Genomic DNA, 19,542 nt, shown 5'->3' on the forward strand with positions numbered 1-19,542 from the left:
TTATTACGTTCAAACTTTTCCTTAGCCATGATGGCCTCCTTTTATCTGTACAGGGTGCGCGGCGACCGCACACCCTACAATTCTTGATCGCTTACGCGAATTTCGCCTGGATCTCATCCGAGATAGCCTGCGGAACGGGATCATAATGGTCGAACTGCATCGAGAAGTTTGCACGACCCGAGGACATCGAACGCAGCGTGTTGATGTAGCCGAACATGTTCGCCAGCGGCACCATTGCGTCGATTGCAATGGCGTTGCCGCGGTTTTCCTGACCAGTCACCTGGCCACGACGCGAAGTCAAATCGCCAATGATGCCACCGGTGTAGTCTTCCGGCGTAATCACTTCGACCTTCATGATCGGTTCCAGCATCTTGGCGCCAGCTTTGCGCATGCCTTCACGCATGCCCATACGGGCGGCGATTCCAAAGGCCAGAACACTGGAGTCAACATCGTGGAACTTACCGTCGATCAGGGCAACCTTGAAGTCGATCACGGGGAAGCCAGCCAGAGGGCCGCTGTCCATAACCGATTTGATGCCTTTTTCAACGCCTGGGATGTATTCCTTGGGAACAGCACCACCAACGATCCGGGATTCAAACGAGAACCCTTCGCCTGGCTCTGTTGGCGTGATGATCAGTTTCACCTCGGCAAACTGGCCCGAACCACCCGACTGTTTCTTGTGGGTGTAGGAGTGCTCGACCTCGTGACCAATGGTCTCGCGGTAAGCAACCTGAGGCGCACCAATGTTGGCTTCAACCTTGAATTCACGCTTGAGACGGTCAACCAGGATGTCCAGGTGAAGTTCGCCCATGCCCTTCATGATGGTCTGACCGGATTCGAGGTCAGTTTCCACGCGGAAGGATGGATCTTCAGCAGCCAGACGACCCAGACCCTGAGACATTTTCTCCTGGTCCGCTTTGGTCTTGGGCTCAACCGCGATCTCGATAACCGGATCGGGGAAGGTCATGGTTTCCAGAACCACCGGATCGTTGACGGCGCAGAGCGTGTCACCTGTGGTGGTGTCTTTCAGACCAGCCAGCGCGATAATGTCGCCCGCAAACGCTTCCGTGATCTCTTCACGGTCGTTCGAGTGCATCATCATCATCCGGCCAACACGCTCTTTACGACCTTTGGTCGAGTTCAGCAGTGTTTCGCCTTTGGCCAAGGTACCCGAGTAGATCCGCGTAAAGGTCAGCGAACCAACAAAGGGGTCGTTCATGATTTTGAACGCCAGCGCAGAGAAGGCCATTTCATCATCCGCACGACGCGGGATGTCACGGGTTTCTGTCTCGTCACCGGGTTTGAAGCCCATGTAATCAACAACGTCCAGCGGGCTGGGCAGATAGTCGATTACAGCGTTGAGCAGAGGCTGAACGCCTTTGTTCTTGAACGCAGAACCACACAGAACCGGGATGAATTTGATCGCGAGGGTGCCTTCACGGATCAGGCGGCGCAGGGTCACTTCGTCAGGCTCTTCGCCTTCCAGATAAGCTTCCATTGCGTCGTCGTCCATTTTGACGGCAACTTCGATCATATTCGCACGCCATTCGTCAGCCAGGTCTTTCAACTCGGCACGAATTTCGCGCTTTTCCCAGCTTGCGCCGAGATCTTCACCGGCCCAGACCCATTCTTTCATGGTGACCAGGTCGATCATGCCTTCCAGCTCGGTCTCTGCGCCAATCGGAATTTGGATTGGGCAAGGGATCGCACCGGTACGGTCTTTGATCATCTTAACGCAGTTGAAGAAGTCCGCGCCGATTTTGTCCATCTTGTTGACGAACACAATCCGTGGAACCTTGTAGCGGTCAGCCTGACGCCACACGGTTTCTGTCTGCGGCTCAACACCAGCGTTGGCGTCAAGAAAAGCAGCGGCACCATCAAGAACCGCCAGCGAACGTTCAACTTCAATGGTGAAGTCAACGTGGCCGGGGGTGTCGATGATGTTCATCCGGTGCTTGGGCGTATCAGCAGTTTCGCCATCTTCGGTGCGTTCCCAAAACGTGGTGGTCGCCGCCGAGGTGATGGTGATGCCGCGTTCCTGCTCCTGCTCCATCCAGTCCATGGTGGCCGCACCGTCGTGCACCTCACCAATGTTGTGGGATTTGCCGGTGTAGTACAGGATCCGCTCGGAACAGGTGGTTTTACCTGCATCGATGTGCGCCATGATACCGAAGTTACGGTAATGGTTGAGAGTATACTCGCGTGCCATTGGTCTAATGTCCTCTGGAAATTACCAACGATAGTGGCTGAAGGCTTTGTTAGCTTCGGCCATTTTGTGGGTGTCTTCGCGTTTCTTAACAGCAGTACCGCGCGATTGAACAGCATCCATCAGCTCGCCTGCAAGGCGCTCTTCCATGGTGTTTTCATTGCGCTTGCGGGCCGCAGTGATCAACCAACGGATGGCCAATGCTTCGCGACGCTCGGGGCGTACTTCGACTGGAACCTGGTAAGTCGCACCACCCACACGGCGCGAACGAACTTCGACCGATGGTTTGATGTTTTCCAGCGCTTCGTGGAAAACTTCCACGGGGGCGCGCTTGATCTTACCTTCAACACGATCGAAAGCGTTATAAACGATACGCTCAGCGACCGCCTTTTTGCCATCGATCATCAGGTTATTCATAAATTTGGTCAGAACGCGGTCGCCAAACTTTGCGTCTGGCAGTACTTCGCGTTTTTCAGCGGCGTGACGACGTGACATATCAGCCTCTCCTTCTTATTTAGGACGCTTCGCGCCGTACTTCGAACGACGTTGTTTACGGTCTTTGACGCCTTGGGTATCCAACACACCACGCAGGATGTGGTAACGGACACCCGGAAGGTCTTTTACACGACCGCCGCGGATCAGAACCACGGAGTGTTCCTGAAGGTTGTGGCTTTCACCCGGGATGTAAGAGATCACTTCGAAACCGTTGGTCAGGCGAACCTTCGCAACTTTCCGCATCGCGGAGTTCGGCTTCTTAGGTGTGGTGGTATAAACACGTGTGCACACGCCGCGTTTCTGTGGGCACTGCTCCAGGTGCATGGACTTGGAGCGCTTTACTTTTGGCTGACGCGGCTTGCGGATCAGCTGTTGGATCGTTGGCATTCCGGTTTTTTCCCCGTTTCGCAACTTTGTTCATGTACGCTCATCGAGCATACGGCTAGGTCTTCACACACTCGCGCGTCCGCAAGCGTAAAAACCGCAATTGCTCCCATTCCGAGGTGAACAACGCGGTGATTTTACAGAGGGTTCAGGTGAAAAAAGTTCCTGAACCTGGACGCATAACAGTATTGATATCGGCTTTAGAGGCGACCCTCTGTTGCCGGATAACCGCGCGTATATGGGGAGTCGCAACCATTGTCAACAACAGCCCCAAGCTTCTGGGAAGAGGCCCGCCTCACCCGCCAAAGTCCAGACCTTCCGGACCGGATCCATTGTTATAGCAGCCGCCCCTCGTTGCAAAGCTGAGGCACATTCGCCGCCTGCTGCGATGCCGCCCGGGCGGTGTGCGACTTGCAGCCTGCGTGAGCTCCATGCATAGTTGCGCGACAGGCCAGGTCGCTCTCTCTTGGCGCACAGATTTCAGGATATCCCACATGCAGGTCATTGGTCTTTGTCGATTTTCTTATCCTGCCATCGGCGGCTTTCAGGTCGAGCACGACTCGTTAGAAGACCGCATTGCCTTTTTATACGGTGAGGCCCGGCTCGAAGAGCGGTTTCGCCTGATGGAAACCATCGCCCTGCCCTGCCTGCGCGAACAGACAGATCAGGATTTTGAACTGATCATTGTGATAGGCGACAGCCTGCCCGCACATCATGTTGCGCGGCTGCGCGACCTTTGCGCCGATATTGAGCAAATCAGGATCCATGTCGAGCCGCCGCGCAAACAACGCGAAGTCATGAAGGAAATCCTGAATGCGGCGCGGCGCGACCCCAAGGCGCCCTGCCTGCAGTTCCGCCACGATGACGACGATGCCGTCTCGGTGGATTTCGTCGAGCGGCTGCGCCAGACCATTGACGACTGCCAAGGACTGCTGCGCAACAACAGGACCATGGCGGTAGATTTCAATCGCGGCTATGTCGCAGAACTGGGCCCCGAGGGCATCGCCGCCACCGAGATCCACCGCCCCTATTATGTGCCTCTCTGGGGATGTATGTGCAGGGTAACTGCCCGCTCACCATCATGAACTTTGCCCATGAGAAAATCCTGCGCTTCATGCCAACGGTCACGATCAGCGATGCGCCGATGTTTGTGCGTAGCCACAACGGCTATAACGATTCACGGCAGAAAAAGGTGAAACCGGTGCCTGTTCTGCCGCTTGAGCCGGAACAGATTGCGGATTTCGACGCCCGCTTTGCCCTGCGCCAGGATCAGGTTCGTCGCGTCTTTGCGCCTGCGCCCTAGCGCGCTCAACCAGGTGATCCAAACCGATCTGGAGGCTGGGATCAGCCGCGGGCCAGACGGCGCTCGCGGAAAAGCGTGAACAACCCGGCCGCGACCACCAAAGCGCCCCCCATCAGGGTCAGTGCATCGGGCCAGTCGCCAAAAACCGCCCAGCCAAGCACCAGAGCCCAGAGCAGCCCTGTGTAGCGAAACGGCGAGACCACCGCGATGTCGCCAACCCGCATGGTCATCACCGAACACAGATAGCCGCCAAGGATAAAACAGGCCGCCCCAGCAAGCATAGTCACCTCACGTGCCCCGACCGGTTGCCAGTCCTGCCAAAAGCTATAGAGACTGCCAAAGGTCAAAACCGAAAGCGACGCCATCAGGGTGACGGTTAGGGACGGTACATTTGGCGACATCCGCCGCGTCACCAGATCGCGCAGCGTAACACAGGCGACCGCGCCAAGCGCATAGAGCGAGGCCGCGTCAAACCCGGCCGGCCCCGGCCGCACGATCAGCAACATTCCACAAAACCCCGCCAGAATTGCCATCATCCGCCGCCAGCCCACCTGCTCGTTAAACAACAGGGCCGCGCCAAGGGTGACGGTCAGTGGCAGCATCTGCAAAACCGCCGTTATATGGCGATAGGCATGCGCATCAGCGCGGTCAGGAAAAAGAAGGTCGCCCCTGCCTCGGCAGCGCAGCGCAGCGCCACCAGCCCCCAGTCCCTGCGCGAGAGTTTAAGGCGCAGGCTGCCCTGATACCGCGCCAGGGCAAAGATCAACAGACTGGCCATAACACCGCGCAGAACCAGAATTTGCGACAGCGGCAAGGCGCCTCCGACCGCTTTGACCAGCGTGTCATTGCAAGTAAAGGCCGCCATGGCCCCCATCATCAAAAAAGCGCCGGTCTGGTTCGGGCTCATGCTCAGATCGCTTTCAAACGGGCGAGGCTCAGGCCAAAATGGGTCTGCAGGCTGGCGTCTATCTCATCCGGCTCCATCCGCCGCGAGATCCCGGTCTGGGCCGGTTCTGACTTATTATCGCTGTGAATGGTGCGGATATAGGCAGGCACCTGCATGTCGGAATAGAGATTGTAGTGGCGCGCCAGTTTGCGGTGGTTGAACCTGTAGGGGTTGGCCCTGCTGGCAGCTGGTGCGACCAGCGCCGTTCCAGCCGAAAGCGGCGCCTGCTCAATGGCATTCAAAAACCTCGGGGCCTTCGGAGGTAGCCCGCAAATAAAAGCCGCGATTATGGGCAATCACAAACGCGTTCTCTGGCCCCTGCAGTGGCAAAAGCCCCGCCGCCAGCGCCTTGGTACGGCGGACAAAGTCCAGGTCGACCGCGTCATCATCGTCGAGACGAAACAGGATCCGGTGGCTCTCGCCCTCCTGCGGCACGGATTCATAGCCCTGGCGCAGCAAACGGTAGTGATTGCGGGTGCCAACCGGTCGGCAATGCAGGTTTGGATAGGGTGCCAAAAGATCCCGCAGCCGGGTGAGATAGGCTTTCGGCATCGAGGTCGCGGTCAGAACCACCAGATCAAAGGCCTCATCGCTTTGCTGCAGCAGCGACGGCAGGCACAATTGCTCAAAGACGCTGAAACGCAGCTCCATCCGGTCAGGGGAAAACAGATGCTTTGCCGTTTCTTCCAGGCTCGAAAAACGCTCTGAGTAATAGGTTGGTGTCAGAACGGAAAAGCGTACCAGACCCACCATTTTCAACCGCTGCGCCATCAAAACTCCTGTTGAAATATTCGACCAAAAGGCGTGAGAGCCCCGGATGGAAATGCCACCCCTGCCCTCCAGTTAGACTAATGGCGTCGCCGACACAAATCTTGTGCACAAACGCCCTGTCACTTGTGCCCAGACGCCCAGCCAAAAGAAAACCCCCACACCAATGGTGCAGGGGTTTGCAATCTTGTCATGTCAGAGCGGGTCTGAAATCAATCGCGGCTTTCTGGTGTGTCCACCAGATTGTCAAAAGTATCACTCGCAAGATCGCTTTCGGCAACCGGAGCAGCCAGGGCTGCAGCCGCTTCGGCTTCAATGCGGCGCGCTTCGAGCACCACGTTGTCGCGACCCTGAGCAATCGAGCGCACACGCTGCGTCGCACCACCGGTCCCGGCTGGGATCAGACGGCCAACGATGACGTTTTCTTTCAAACCAACCAGCTTGTCCCGTTTGCCCTGAACAGATGCTTCGGTCAGAACCCGTGTGGTCTCCTGGAAGGAGGCCGCCGAGATAAACGAACGGGTCTGCAGCGACGCCTTGGTGATCCCAAGCAGGATCGGCGCGCCTTTTGCCGGACGTTTGCTGCGCGACAGGGCCTTTTCATTGGCTGCAATGAACTCTGCCTTGTCCACATGTTCGCCTTTGAGCAGCGTGGTTTCACCCGAGTCCGAGATCTCCCACTTCTGCAGCATCTGACGCACGATGACTTCGATGTGCTTATCGTTGATCTTCACACCCTGCAGGCGGTAAACGTCCTGCACTTCGTCGATCATGTAGTTGGCCAGAGCCTCTACACCCATGATGCCAAGGATGTCATGCGGCGCCGGGTTGCCGTCCATGATGTAGTCACCCTTTTGGACGAAGTCACCTTCCTGAACAGGAATGTGCTTGCCCTTGGGCACCATGTATTCGACGGCGTCGCGGGACTCATCCGCAGGATCAATAGAGATCCGGCGCTTGTTTTTGTAGTCGCGGCCAAAGCGCACGTAACCATCCAGCTCGGCGATGATGGCGTGGTCCTTGGGACGACGGGCTTCAAACAGTTCCGCAACCCGTGGCAGACCACCGGTAATGTCCTTGGTCTTGGCGCCTTCACGCGGGATACGCGCAACAACGTCACCGGCCTGAACCGCGTCACCATCCTCAACGGACATGACCGCGTCCACGGACATTGGATAGGTTACCGGGTTGCCATTATCGAGGCGCATCGGTTCGCCATCGGTGCCAACCAGAATGATCTCAGGCTTGAGTTCGCTGCCTTTGGGGGCGGCGCGCCAGTCGATCACGATTTTCTGGGTCATGCCGGTTGCTTCATCGGTCTCGTCGCGCACGGCGATACCTGAAACAAGGTCGACATATTTGGCTGTACCGGACTTCTCGGCGATGATCGGCAGCGTGTAGGGATCCCATTCAAGCAGCTTGTCGCCGCGGCCGATCTGCTGGCCCGCTTTGACAATCAGTTTCGAGCCGTAGCTCAGCTTGTGGCTGGCACGCTCTTCACCGTGTTCGTCCTGGATGATCATCTTCATGTTACGACCAACAATCAGAACATCTCCATCGGAGTTTTTCAGAGTGTTTTCGTTTTCAAAGACGATCTTGCCCTCGTGGCTGGCTTCCTGGAAGGACTGCTGACCACCCTGTGCAACGCCGCCAATGTGGAAGGTCCGCATTGTCAGCTGTGTACCGGGTTCACCAATCGACTGCGCGGCAATAATGCCGACAGCTTCACCGGTGTTGACCATGGTGCCGCGTGCAAGGTCACGACCATAGCACATGGCGCAGACGCCTTCTTCGGCTTCACAGGTCAGAGGCGACCGGATCCGCATGGTCTGAACGCCAGCTTCCTCGATGGTGTCTGCCAGACGTTCATCGATCAGCTGACCAGAGGCGGCCAGGATCTCGTCAGAGCCGGGGCGTTTGATATCTTCGGCCGTCACACGACCCAGGATACGCTCGCCAAGGCTCGCCACGACTTCACCGTCATTGACCGCGGCCTGCGCCGTGATCGAATTTTCGGTGCCGCAGTCACGGTCCCGCACGATGCAGTCCTGTGCAACATCCACCAGACGACGGGTCAGATAACCCGAGTTCGCCGTTTTCAGAGCCGTATCCGACAGACCTTTACGGGCGCCGTGGGTGGAGTTGAAGTACTCCAGAACCGACAGGCCTTCCTTAAAGTTCGAGATGATCGGTGTCTCGATGATGTCGCCGTTTGGTTTCGCCATCAGACCGCGCATACCGCCCAGCTGTTTCATCTGCGTAACCGAACCACGGGCACCGGAGTGCGCCATCATGTAGACCGAGTTCGGTTCCGCCTCAGAGCCATCTTCATGGCGTTTGGAGGTCGAAATCGTGGTCATCATGGCATCGGTGACGCGGTCGTTACATTTGGACCAGGCATCGACAACTTTGTTGTACTTTTCGCCCTGAGTAATCAGGCCGTCCATGTACTGCTGTTCAAAGTCCTTCACCAGGCTGCGGGTCTCGTTGACGATGGGCCATTTGGTTTCAGGAACAACCATGTCGTCCTTGCCAAAGGAAATCCCCGCCTTAAAGGCTTCGCGGAAACCCATGGTCATGATCTGGTCACAGAAGATAACCGACTCTTTCTGACCGCAGTAGCGGTAGACCGTATCGATGACCTGCTGCACTTCTTTCTTACGCAGAAGACGGTTGACCAGCTCAAACGGTGCCTTGGCGTTTTTCGGCAGCAACGATCCCAGCAAAACCCGGCCCGGCGTGGTTTCAAACCGCTGCAGGACTTCGTTGCCTTCGTCGTCGATCTGCGGAACCCGAGCCGTCACGCGAGAGTGCAGGTGAACTTCCCCCGCGTCCAGCGCGTGCTGGACTTCCTCAATAGTGCCAAAGACCTTGCCTTCGCCGATCATGCCTTCGCGGTCCAGGGTCACATAGTAGAGACCCAGGATCATATCCTGCGACGGAACAATGATCGGTGCACCGTTTGCAGGCGACAGAACGTTGTTGGTCGACATCATCAGAACACGTGCTTCCAGCTGGGCCTCAAGGCTCAGTGGCACGTGAACAGCCATCTGGTCACCGTCAAAGTCAGCGTTGAAGGCCGAGCAGACCAGCGGGTGCAGCTGGATAGCCTTGCCTTCGATCAGCGTGGGTTCAAACGCCTGGATCCCCAAACGGTGCAGCGTTGGCGCCCGGTTCAGCATCACAGGGTGTTCGCGGATGACTTCGTCCAGAATATCCCAGACTTCGGGACGCGCTTTTTCCACCAGCTTCTTCGCCTGCTTCACGGTAGAGGACAGACCTTTGGCCTCAAGACGCGAGTAGATGAAGGGTTTGAACAGTTCCAAGGCCATCTTTTTGGGCAAGCCACACTGATGCAGCTTCAGCTCGGGACCGGTCACAATGACCGAACGACCGGAGAAGTCGACGCGTTTCCCCAAAAGGTTCTGACGGAAACGACCCTGCTTACCCTTCAGCATGTCGCTGAGCGATTTCAGCGGACGCTTGTTGGCACCGGTGATGACGCGGCCACGACGGCCGTTGTCAAACAGCGCATCCACAGATTCCTGCAGCATCCGCTTTTCGTTGCGCACGATGATATCAGGCGCGCGAAGTTCAATCAGACGCTTCAGACGGTTGTTCCGGTTGATCACCCGACGATACAGATCGTTGAGGTCAGAGGTCGCGAAACGGCCGCCATCCAGCGGCACCAGCGGGCGCAGCTCTGGTGGGATAACCGGGATCACGGTCATGATCATCCACTCTGGACGGTTGCCGGATTCCAGGAAGGATTCCACAACTTTCAGACGTTTGATGATCTTCTTGGGCTTCAGCTCACCGGTGGCCTCGGCCAGCTCGGCGCGCAGGTGCTCTGCCTCGGAATCCAAATCAATTGCCGCCAGCATTTCGCGGATCGCCTCAGCACCGATATTGGCGGTGAACGCGTCCATGCCAAAGGCATCCTGGGCGTCCATGTACTCTTCTTCGGTCATCATCTGGCCGTAGGTCAGGTCGGTCAGACCAGGCTCGATAACAACGTAGTTTTCAAAGTACAGAACCCGCTCAAGATCACGCAGGGTCATGTCCAGCATGAGACCAATGCGAGATGGCAGCGATTTCAGGAACCAGATATGCGCAACGGGCGCGGCCAGTTCGATATGGCCCATGCGCTCACGGCGCACTTTTTGCAGGGTAACTTCAACACCACATTTCTCGCAGACAACGCCGCGATACTTCATGCGTTTATATTTACCGCACAGGCATTCGTAATCTTTGATCGGGCCAAAGATACGGGCACAGAACAGACCATCGCGCTCAGGCTTGAAGGTCCGGTAGTTGATGGTTTCTGGCTTTTTGATTTCGCCATAAGACCACGACAGGATCCGTTCCGGCGAGGCCAGCGACACTTTGATTTCATCAAAGGTCTTGGTTGGCGTCAGCGGGTTGAACGGGTTGTTGGTGATTTCCTGGTTCATTTTGATACCTCAAATTTCGCGGAAAAGGGGGAAGGAAGAAGGGGCACGCGCCCCTACTCCTCATCCTCCGCATCCAGGAGTTCCATGTTCAGGCCGAGGCCACGGACTTCTTTGACCAGAACGTTGAAGCTTTCGGGCACGCCCGCTTCAAAGTTGTCCTCGCCCTTGACGATCGATTCATAGACCTTGGTCCGACCTGCGACATCATCCGATTTGACAGTGAGCATTTCCTGCAGGGTGTAGGCAGCGCCATAGGCTTCGAGAGCCCAGACTTCCATTTCCCCGAAACGCTGACCACCAAACTGCGCCTTACCACCCAATGGCTGCTGGGTAACCAGCGAGTATGGGCCGGTGGAACGCGCGTGGATTTTGTCGTCCACCAGGTGATGCAGTTTCAGCAGATACTTGATGCCAACGGTCACAGGACGGGCAAACTGCTCGCCGGTGCGACCATCAAACAGGATCGACTGACCAGAAGTGTCAAACCCAGCCCGGATGAGCGAGTCGTTCACATCAGCCTCTTTGGCGCCATCAAAGACCGGTGTTGCAATCGGAACACCGTTGACCACGTTGCCAGCTGCCTCAACGAGGTCAAACTCGGACATATCCGCGATGCCTTCGTCGTAGACGTTGTCACCGTAGGCATGTTTCATCGCATCGCGCACAGGAGTCAGATCGCCAGAGCGACGGTAGTCCTGCAGCGCGTCATCCACCTTGATGCCCAGACCGCGTGCGGCCAGCCCATGTGCGTTTCAAGGATCTGACCAACGTTCATCCGCGATGGAACGCCCAGTGGGTTCAGACAGAAATCGACCGGGGTGCCATCCTGAAGGAACGGCATGTCCTCCATGGGAACCACTTTCGAGATCACACCTTTGTTGCCGTGACGACCGGCCATCTTATCGCCTGGCTGCAGCTTACGCTTCACCGCGATAAAGACTTTGACCATCTTCATCACACCGGGTGGCAGATCGTCACCACGGCGGACTTTTTCGACCTTGTCCTCAAAACGGGCGTCCAGAGCACGTTTCTGTGCTTCATACTGCTCGTTCAGCGCCTCAACGGCTTTGGCATCCTGCTCGTCTTCGAGAGCAATCATCCACCACTGACCACGGCTGAGCATCGACAGTGTATCTTCGTCGATTGCTGTGCCGGTGCGCACGCCCTTGGGGCCTTTGACAGGATTTTTACCCAGCAGCATGCCACGCAGACGCGCATAGATGTTGCGGTCAAGAATGGCCAGCTCGTCGTCCCGGTCACGGGCCAGACGTTCGACTTCTTCACGCTCGATCTGCAGCGCACGTTCGTCTTTTTCCACACCATGACGGTTAAAGACGCGGACTTCGACGATTGTGCCGTAGTCACCAGGCTTTACCCGCAGGGATGTGTCACGCACGTCCGAGGCTTTTTCACCAAAGATGGCGCGCAGCAGTTTTTCTTCCGGCGTCATTGGGCTCTCGCCCTTTGGTGTGATCTTGCCGACCAGAATATCACCGGGTTCAACATCGGCGCCAATGTAGACAATGCCAGCCTCATCGAGGTTGCGCAGCGCTTCTTCACCAACGTTGGGGATGTCCCGGGTGATTTCTTCCGGGCCCAGCTTGGTATCACGGGCGGCGACCTCGAATTCTTCGATGTGGATCGAAGTAAAGACGTCATCGCGGGCAATACGCTCGGAGATCAGAATGGAGTCTTCGTAGTTGTAGCCGTTCCAGGGCATGAAGGCCACGACGACGTTTTTACCCAGCGCCAGCTCACCGATATCGGTAGACGGACCATCGGCAATAACTTCGCCCTTGCGTAAATTCCTGGCCAACACGCACCAGCGGACGCTGGTTGATGCAGGTGTTCTGGTTCGAGCGCTGGAATTTACGCATGCGGTAGATGTCTACGCCTGCGTCGCCCAACTCAAGATCAGAGGTGGCGCGGATAACGATACGCTGCGGCATGACCTGGTCGATGATGCCGCCGCGTTTCGCCATGATCGCCGCACCAGAATCGCGGGCCACAACTTCTTCGATACCGGTGCCAACCAGAGGCGCCTCGGCACGCAGAAGCGGAACCGCCTGACGTTGCATGTTCGAGCCCATCAGGGCCCTGTTCGCATCGTCATTTTCCAGGAACGGAATAAGCGACGCCGCAACCGCGACCAGCTGTTTAGGTGAGACGTCAATAAGGTCGACGCTTTCGCTGGGCGCCAGCGTGTAGTCACCGGACTGACGGGTCGAGACCAGATCGCTGGTGAACTTACCGTCCGCATCAAGCGAGGCGTTGGCCTGCGCCACAGTGTGACGCATTTCTTCGGTCGCCGACATGTAGTGCACTTCGTCAGTCACCTGACCTTCGTTCACCACACGGTAGGGTGTTTCGATAAAGCCATATTTGTTGACGCGGGCAAAGGTCGCCAGCGAGTTGATCAGACCAATGTTCGGGCCTTCCGGCGTTTCAATCGGACACATCCGTCCATAGTGGGTCGGGTGAACATCTCGAACTTCAAAGCCAGCACGTTCGCGGGTCAGACCGCCAGGCCCAAGCGCCGAGAGACGGCGTTTGTGGGTGACTTCCGACAGCGGGTTGGTTTGGTCCATGAACTGCGACAGCTGCGAAGAGCCAAAGAATTCACGTACCGCAGCCGCAGCTGGTTTGGCGTTGATCAGATCCTGTGGCATCACAGTGTCGATCTCAACCGAGGACATACGTTCCTTGATGGCGCGCTCCATGCGCAGCAGACCAACGCGGTACTGGTTTTCCATCAGCTCGCCAACAGAGCGCACACGACGGTTGCCAAGGTGGTCGATGTCATCGATGCCGCCGCGACCATCACGCAGATCAACCAGGGCCTTGATGCAAGACACGATATCTTCTTTGCGCAGAGTCCGCTGGGCATCGTCGGCATCCAGAGCCAGACGCATGTTCATTTTCACACGACCAACGGCCGAGAGATCATAGCGCTCGCTATCAAAGAACAATGTGTCAAACAGCGCCGAGGCTGCCTCAACGGTGGGTGGCTCACCCGGACGCATGACGCGGTAGATATCCATGAGGGCGGTGTCGCGACCCATGTTTTTATCTGCCGCCATGGTGTTGCGCATATAGGGGCCGACGTTGATGTTGTCGATGTCGAGAACAGGAATGTCGGTGATACCGGCATCCATCAGTTCCTTGACGGTACCGCCAATGATCTCGCCACCCTTGTCGTATTCCATGGTCAGCTCATCGCCGGCCTCAACGTAGATCGCACCGTTTTCTTCGTTGATGATATCCTTGGCGACAAACTTGCCAATGATGTTCTCGAACGGCACCAGAAGATTGTTGATCGCACCTTCGTCGATCATCTTCTTCACGGCACGGGGTGTTACCTTTTTGCCAGCTTCGGCAAAGACCTCACCGGAGGCGGCATCAACCAGATCAAAGGTCGGACGGGTGCCACGGACACGATCAGGGAAGAACGGCGTTACCCAGCCACGGCTGGGGTCGAGCGAGTAGTTCACCGTGTCGTAATAGGCGTCCATGATGGCTTCCTGGTCCAGCCCCAGCGCATAGAGCAGGGTGGTCACAGGAAGTTTACGGCGACGGTCAATCCGGGCAAAGACATGTCTTTGGCGTCGAATTCAAAGTCCAGCCAGGAGCCGCGATACGGGATGATGCGGCAGGCAAACAGCAGTTTACCCGAGGAATGCGTCTTGCCCTTGTCGTGGTCAAAGAACACGCCAGGCGAGCGGTGCATCTGCGAGACGATAACGCGCTCGGTGCCGTTGACAACAAAAGTGCCATTGGGGGTCATCAGAGGCATATCGCCCATGAAGACATCCTGTTCCTTGATGTCTTTGACCGACTTGGCGCCGGTATCTTCGTCGATATCAAACACGATCAGACGCAGAGTGACCTTCAGCGGCGCTGAATAGGTCATGTCGCGCTGCATGCACTCTTCGACATCATATTTTGGTTTTTCAAACGCGTATTTTACGAACTCCAGAACGGAGGTTTCGTAAAATCCTTGATCGGGAATACCGACTGGAAGACGCCTTTGATGCCTTCGCCGTCGAGCGGCTCAGGGGAATCTCCGGAACGGAGAAACAGGTCGTAAGACGATTTCTGAACCTCAATGAGGTTCGGCATATCCAGCACTTCGCGGATTTTGCCATAATACTTGCGTAGACGTTTCTGGCCAAGGAACGATTGAGCCATGTCAGATGTCACCTTTCGAGTTCTCACCGGTCAAGACTGCTGCCGGGCCACAGCATCTTGCCCATACGAGACAGCGTGGTTGGATCTATTCATGGCCACCGTCCCGAATGGCGGCCTCCCGATCCGTTGAACCTCGCCTGAGAAAAGACCACTGAATAATGGTCCTTGCTGAGACAGATTCGGCTGGACCCGAATTACCTCGGATCCAGCCTGAATTTTGCAAGGAAAGGTCAGGAAACCCCGACCCTTTCCCCAGAAGAAATGGCTTAGGCCACTTCGACTTCGGCGCCAGCTGCTTCCAGCTTGCCTTTGACTTCTTCGGCTTCGTCTTTCGACACGCCTTCTTTGATCTTGCCACCAGCTTCAACCAGCTCTTTGGCTTCTTTCAGGCCAAGACCGGTCAGTGCGCGGACTTCTTTGATCACGTTGATCTTGGATGCGCCGGCGTTCTTCAGAACGACGTCGAATTCAGTTTTCTCTTCTTCAGCAGCGCCACCGGCGTCGCCGGCTGCCATTTCTACTGCGCCGCCAGCGGCGGGCTCGGTGCCATACTCGTCTTTTATGATGGTTTTCAGTTCTTGTGCTTCCAGCAGGGTCAGACCCACGATGCTTTCTGCGAGTGCTTTCAGATCAGCCATTGTATCAGCTCTTTCCGTGTTCAGTGTATGTGTTCTAACGTATGGGTTGAAACCCCACGCCAGTCATTCAGTACCAACCGCTTACGCAGCTTCCGCCTTCTCTTCGATGGTCGAAAGGATGCTTGCGATATTGCTTGCAGGTGCGCCAATGGCCCCAGCGATGTTGCTTGCAGGTGCGCCAATGCAGCTTGCGATCTGAGCAATAAGCTCGTCGCGCGAAGGCATTTTCGACACAGCTGTAACACCAGCCCGGTCCAGAAGGTTCTCACCCATTGCGCCGCCAAGAATTTCGAATTTCTTGTTCTCTTTGGCGAAATCTTCGGCCACTTTGGCAGCTGCCACAGGGTCCTCAGAGTAGGTCAGAACAGTCATCCCCGTCAGCAGGTCAGATATGCTTTCACACGGCTTTCCCTCGAGGGCGATTTTGGCGAGCCTGTTTTTGGCAACACGCACGGCACTACCAGCTTCGCTTGCGCGTGCTCGTAGGTCCTGCATCTCAGCAACTGTCAGACCGACGTAGTGGGAAACCACCACGACGCCAGAGCTTTCGAAGATCTGGCCGAGTTCCTCGACCAATTTCTCTTTCTGGGCTCTATCCACAGTTCTCTCCAAATTTGGGGCGTAAACACCCCGGCTCATTGATGTGCCAGACAAGAATTGCCTGGCGTTCAAGTCCGTTTTACAGGGATAGCCAACGTCGCCCGAGCGCATAAAAAACTCTCGATCTTTTTTGTCTTTCCCGTCTCAGGAGGGAAATTAAGACCCGATCGACAGGTCACCCACCATCTTGGACGAAATGAAATAAAGCGCACGACGAATCGCACGCTTTACCTCTTGGTCGTATTACTGGCAATTTAAGCGATATCCAAGCAGTAAATGCCCCATTTCAGCAACGCAGGGACAGGACCGTGGCAATTTGATGCAAATGTCAACAAAAATGGGCGGCACCCGGAGGCCCGCCCATTCAAATCCGCATCAGACCGGAGGCCTATCTCACTCGGAGACAGCGCCGTCCACGTCAAGAGTCACGCCTGGACCCATGGTCGAAGACAGAACGATCTTCTTCATGTAGGCACCCTTGGCACCGGCAGGACGTGCTATTGCAACTGCGCTGATAAAGGCGCTGACGTTTTCAGCCAGCTTGGCTTCGTCAAAAGACGCTTTGCCAACACCTGCGTGCACAACGCCGCCTTTTTCCGCTTTGAACTGGACTTCGCCGCCTTTGGCCGCTTCAACAGCCGCTTTGACGTCCATGGTCACGGTGCCAACCTTGGGGTTAGGCATCAGGTTACGTGGGCCGAGGATCTTACCCAGACGACCAACGATGGGCATCATGTCAGGGGTGGCGATGCAACGATCAAAATCGATGGTGCCGCCCTGAATTGCTTCCATCAGGTCTTCTGCGCCAACAATGTCTGCACCAGCAGCCGTGGCTTCGTCAGCCTTGGCGCCACGGGCAAAGACAGCAACGCGCATGGATTTACCGGTGCCGTTTGGCAGGCCGACAACACCACGAACCATCTGATCCGCGTGACGGGTGTCAACGCCGAGGTTCAGAGCGATCTCGATGGTTTCGTCGAATTTCGAAGTTGCATTGGCCTTGACCAGGGCAACAGCGGCTTCAACAGAGAGGTTGGCGTTGCCAGCGAAAGCTTCGCGGGCGGAGCGTGTACGTTTTCCGAGCTTTGCCATCTTACTTCACCTCAATGCCCATAGACCGGGCAGAGCCCAGAATGATCTTCATCGCCGCTTCAATATCGTTGGCGTTCAGATCTTTCATCTTTGCTTCGGCGATTTCTTTCACCTGAGCAGCAGTCACAGTACCAACGGTTTCACGCGAAGGTGTCTTGGCGCCGGACTTAACACCAGCAGCCTTCTTCAGGTAATAAGACGCAGGAGGCGTCTTGATTTCCATGGTGAAGGATTTGTCCTGGTAGTAGGTGATCACGGTTGGGCACGGCGCACCGGGCTCCAGATCTGCGGTCTTGGCGTTGAACGCCTTGCAGAATTCCATGATGTTGATGCCGCGCTGACCCAATGCGGGGCCAACTGGCGGGGATGGGTTTGCCTGACCTGCAGCAACCTGCAGTTTCATCGAACCAACAAGCTTCTTAGCCATTTGGTTGTCCTTTCAACGAAGGATGAGACGCGTCCCATCCGGTTTGGTGTTGCGTGGTCCGACCGAAGATCGCGACCTCCGAATCTCCCACGAGAGAATCTCGCCCAAAGACGATTGGGCGCATCTACCGCGGAATGGCGTAGCTGGCAAGTGGGCAAGCCTGACAAAACCCACGGCCCGGCCTCAGTCTAAAGGAGAGGTCCTTGACTTAACCTGAGTAAGGCGTTTTTTGTCCATCATGACTGATCTTTCAACCCAATTGCTGGATGAGCTCAGCCTCAATGAGGCCGCCCGACAAAAAGCACCGCCGGTGCCGGCTGCAACAGACATGCACCGTCGCCAAGGGCGGCAACTGGCGGCAATCCATCGTCACTATCTGATGGAGATGGCCCAAATCGCTGCGGTGCTGGCGCGGATTGACGCGCGCGACACGCCACCTGAGCATCTGAAGCAGATCGTGCTGTCCCTCGACATGGCTGAGAATTTTCAAGCGTTTGGATCGCTGTGCGGCCGCGAGTGCCAGATTCTCAAGTTTCACCACGACATTGAAAACACTGACATGTTCCCCCGGATCGAGGCCGCAGGCGGAGGAAAGTTCCGCGAGATTGTGGCCAAGCTGAAGTCAGAGCACGAGGTGGTCCATGAGTTGATCATCCGCCTCGGTCGTGCAGCGGAGGCACTGGCGGATGATCCCCAGTGATGCGAACTTCGCTCAGGCCGCCACTATTTTTCGAAAACTGGAAGAGGTCGTACGCTCGCATTTTGGCTATGAGGAAACTGAGCTGGCGGAGGCCATCGGGTACTACCTCGGGTCGATCTGACGGCGCCCTTTTAGGCGGCCTGGCACAGCCAGCATCAACTCGCCTTTCGCCCATACAACCGCCACTCAGAAACAAAAACGCCGCGAGCCTTAGGACTTCGCGGCGTTTTTAAATTCCGGATCGGATCGGCGATCAGCTCTGTTTGGTGACCTGGGTAAAGTCCAGCTCGACCGGGGTTTCACGACCAAAGATCGAAACAGAGACTTTCAGTTTCTGGCGCCATCATCGACGCCCTCAACCATGCCATCAAAGTCCTCAAACGGACCATCGTTGACCTTGACCTTGTCACCAATCTCAAAGGAGATCAGCGTGCGTGGTGCCTCGATACCTTCTTCGACACGGCCCAGGATGCCCTGAACTTCGGCGTCGCGCATTGGCATGGGGCGGCCTTGCGGGCCCAGGAAGCCAGTGACCCGGTTGATCGAGGAAATCAGGTGATAGCCGCGGTCGGACATCTCCATGTGCACCAGCACATAGCCGGGCATAAAGCGCCGCTCTGTCGTGACTTTTTTGCCGCGACAAATTTCGATCACCTCTTCCGTGGGGACCAGAACTTCGTCGATTTCATCCTCAAGCCCCTGCTCGGCAACCGAGGTGCGAATCTGCTCTGCGATTTTCTTTTCGAAGTTCGAAAGAACGCTGACCGAATACAACCGTTTCGCCATGAACTTGACCGTCCTTGTTTTGCCGGGCGACAGATTTTTTGTCGCCGCCAGTGAATTTGAATATCTGCCGCAATCCTGCCCAAAACACATGACGTGCCTGAACAAAAATCGGCGCGCAACTCAAACCGCCACACCCCCACGCCAGAGTTTCTGGCTCCCCTACCCGCCAATGCGGCCAAGATCAAGAGCCGGGCCGGGTTTTGTGCAGGCTTGTTTGAATGGGGGTCTGGATCAGGCCTGTAGGAGCTGTGCCGTTCAAACCCCAGTCAAACCCCAGTCAAACTCCAGCCTATGCCGCTAGAGAGCGGCCTTTGGCAGGCGCGTCAGCCAAGCTGGCAGCCGTCCGCACTGTTTTAGCCAAACATGCCCAACAGGCCCTGCAGGCCAAAGCGGATCAGCAGATCAACCATAGCAAAGAAAACGGCTGTCAAAGCGGCCATGATAAAGACCATGACTGTGGTCAGCATAACTTCGCGACGGGTAGGCCAGACGACCTTGCTTACCTCGGCACGGACTTGCTGGATGAACTGAACGGGATTGATGGTGGCCATGTGC

13 protein-coding genes and 4 pseudogenes are annotated in these 19,542 nt (G+C 56.4%); 3 read left to right on the plus strand and 14 right to left on the minus strand.

Features of this window, described 5'->3' with window-relative positions; genetic code table 11:
- Positions 1-91 precede the first annotated feature (91 nt).
- From fusA to rpsL, 3 genes are read right to left on the minus strand one after another with little or no spacing between them, the layout of a single operon-like run.
- Positions 92-2,209 carry an elongation factor G gene (gene fusA, locus B4968_RS12070; RefSeq protein ID WP_083099343.1) on the minus strand — a complete coding sequence of 706 codons (2,118 nt, stop codon included), beginning with the start codon at positions 2,207-2,209 and terminating at the stop codon, positions 92-94.
- A gap of 21 nt (positions 2,210-2,230) precedes the next feature.
- A complete protein-coding gene (gene rpsG, locus B4968_RS12075; RefSeq protein WP_058335875.1) occupies positions 2,231-2,701 on the minus strand; it encodes a 30S ribosomal protein S7 in 471 nt (156 codons plus the stop codon).
- A gap of 15 nt (positions 2,702-2,716) precedes the next feature.
- Positions 2,717-3,088, minus strand: coding sequence for a 30S ribosomal protein S12 (gene rpsL, locus B4968_RS12080; RefSeq protein WP_005621086.1), 372 nt, complete (start codon positions 3,086-3,088; stop codon positions 2,717-2,719).
- Positions 3,089-3,579: 491 nt separating this feature from the next.
- Here rpsL and B4968_RS12085 point away from each other — a divergent pair.
- Positions 3,580-4,388, plus strand: a pseudogene (locus B4968_RS12085) (putative rhamnosyl transferase).
- Between the two features lie 41 nt (positions 4,389-4,429).
- Here B4968_RS12085 and B4968_RS12090 read toward each other — a convergent pair.
- The 9 genes and pseudogenes from B4968_RS12090 to rplK all read right to left on the minus strand — a co-directional run bounded on the left by B4968_RS12090 (position 4,430) and on the right by rplK (position 17,501).
- A pseudogene (locus B4968_RS12090) lies at positions 4,430-5,295 on the minus strand (DMT family transporter).
- A gap of 2 nt (positions 5,296-5,297) precedes the next feature.
- Complete coding sequence (locus tag B4968_RS24430) at positions 5,298-5,576, minus strand: glycosyltransferase (protein ID WP_241525702.1); 279 nt, start codon at positions 5,574-5,576, stop codon at positions 5,298-5,300.
- Positions 5,563-6,105: a glycosyltransferase gene (locus B4968_RS12095; RefSeq protein ID WP_241525703.1), complete on the minus strand. Its 543-nt coding sequence runs from the start codon at positions 6,103-6,105 to the stop codon at positions 5,563-5,565. The genes B4968_RS24430 and B4968_RS12095 overlap by 14 nt, the downstream gene beginning before the upstream one ends.
- Positions 6,106-6,314: 209 nt before the next feature.
- On the minus strand, positions 6,315-10,556 hold the full coding sequence (rpoC, locus tag B4968_RS12100) for a DNA-directed RNA polymerase subunit beta' (RefSeq protein ID WP_083099345.1): 4,242 nt from the start codon (positions 10,554-10,556) through the stop codon (positions 6,315-6,317).
- Between the two features lie 53 nt (positions 10,557-10,609).
- Positions 10,610-14,744, minus strand: a pseudogene (gene rpoB / locus B4968_RS12105) (DNA-directed RNA polymerase subunit beta).
- A gap of 266 nt (positions 14,745-15,010) precedes the next feature.
- Entirely contained in the window at positions 15,011-15,382 is a 372-nt protein-coding gene (rplL, locus tag B4968_RS12110; protein ID WP_083099346.1) for a 50S ribosomal protein L7/L12, read from the minus strand.
- An 81-nt stretch (positions 15,383-15,463) separates the two neighbouring features.
- Entirely contained in the window at positions 15,464-15,982 is a 519-nt protein-coding gene (gene rplJ, locus B4968_RS12115) for a 50S ribosomal protein L10 (RefSeq protein ID WP_083099348.1), read from the minus strand.
- 393 nt (positions 15,983-16,375) lie between these two features.
- On the minus strand, positions 16,376-17,074 hold the full coding sequence (rplA, locus tag B4968_RS12120) for a 50S ribosomal protein L1 (RefSeq protein WP_083099350.1): 699 nt from the start codon (positions 17,072-17,074) through the stop codon (positions 16,376-16,378).
- A 1-nt stretch (position 17,075) separates the two neighbouring features.
- Positions 17,076-17,501 (minus strand): 50S ribosomal protein L11, encoded by a 426-nt coding sequence (rplK, locus tag B4968_RS12125; protein ID WP_083099351.1) that lies wholly within the window; start codon positions 17,499-17,501, stop codon positions 17,076-17,078.
- A 238-nt stretch (positions 17,502-17,739) separates the two neighbouring features.
- On the opposite strand from rplK, the gene B4968_RS12130 reads away from it, so the two are divergent.
- The gene (locus tag B4968_RS12130; RefSeq protein WP_139792782.1) at positions 17,740-18,201 is read left to right on the plus strand and encodes a hemerythrin domain-containing protein; all 462 of its coding nucleotides are present in this window, start codon (positions 17,740-17,742) and stop codon (positions 18,199-18,201) included.
- Entirely contained in the window at positions 18,188-18,322 is a 135-nt protein-coding gene (locus tag B4968_RS25235; RefSeq protein WP_277620938.1) for a hemerythrin domain-containing protein, read from the plus strand. Before B4968_RS12130 ends, B4968_RS25235 begins: the two co-directional genes overlap by 14 nt.
- 132 nt (positions 18,323-18,454) lie before the next feature.
- Here the strand turns inward: B4968_RS25235 and nusG are convergent.
- Positions 18,455-18,987 (minus strand): annotated as a pseudogene (nusG, locus tag B4968_RS12135) (transcription termination/antitermination protein NusG).
- 353 nt (positions 18,988-19,340) lie between these two features.
- On the minus strand, positions 19,341-19,538 hold the full coding sequence (gene secE / locus B4968_RS12140) for a preprotein translocase subunit SecE (RefSeq protein WP_083099354.1): 198 nt from the start codon (positions 19,536-19,538) through the stop codon (positions 19,341-19,343).
- Positions 19,539-19,542 lie beyond the last annotated feature (4 nt).

This window comes from Pseudophaeobacter leonis (genome assembly GCF_002087335.1).
In the GTDB taxonomy this organism is placed as follows: domain Bacteria; phylum Pseudomonadota; class Alphaproteobacteria; order Rhodobacterales; family Rhodobacteraceae; genus Pseudophaeobacter; species Pseudophaeobacter leonis.

Excerpts from the sequence above, each read along its gene's own strand:
- fusA (WP_083099343.1), bottom strand. The coding sequence starts at position 2,209 with ATGGCACGCGAGTATACTCTCAACCATTACCGTAACTTCGGTATCATG.
- rpsG (WP_058335875.1), bottom strand. The coding sequence starts at position 2,701 with ATGTCACGTCGTCACGCCGCTGAAAAACGCGAAGTACTGCCAGACGCA.
- rpsL (WP_005621086.1), bottom strand. The coding sequence starts at position 3,088 with ATGCCAACGATCCAACAGCTGATCCGCAAGCCGCGTCAGCCAAAAGTA.
- B4968_RS12095 (WP_241525703.1), bottom strand. The coding sequence starts at position 6,105 with ATGGCGCAGCGGTTGAAAATGGTGGGTCTGGTACGCTTTTCCGTTCTG.
- rpoC (WP_083099345.1), bottom strand. The coding sequence starts at position 10,556 with ATGAACCAGGAAATCACCAACAACCCGTTCAACCCGCTGACGCCAACC.
- rplL (WP_083099346.1), bottom strand. The coding sequence starts at position 15,382 with ATGGCTGATCTGAAAGCACTCGCAGAAAGCATCGTGGGTCTGACCCTG.
- rplA (WP_083099350.1), bottom strand. The coding sequence starts at position 17,074 with ATGGCAAAGCTCGGAAAACGTACACGCTCCGCCCGCGAAGCTTTCGCT.
- rplK (WP_083099351.1), bottom strand. The coding sequence starts at position 17,501 with ATGGCTAAGAAGCTTGTTGGTTCGATGAAACTGCAGGTTGCTGCAGGT.
- B4968_RS12130 (WP_139792782.1), top strand. The coding sequence starts at position 17,740 with ATGACTGATCTTTCAACCCAATTGCTGGATGAGCTCAGCCTCAATGAG.
- B4968_RS25235 (WP_277620938.1), top strand. The coding sequence starts at position 18,188 with ATGATCCCCAGTGATGCGAACTTCGCTCAGGCCGCCACTATTTTTCGA.
- secE (WP_083099354.1), bottom strand. The coding sequence starts at position 19,538 with ATGGCCACCATCAATCCCGTTCAGTTCATCCAGCAAGTCCGTGCCGAG.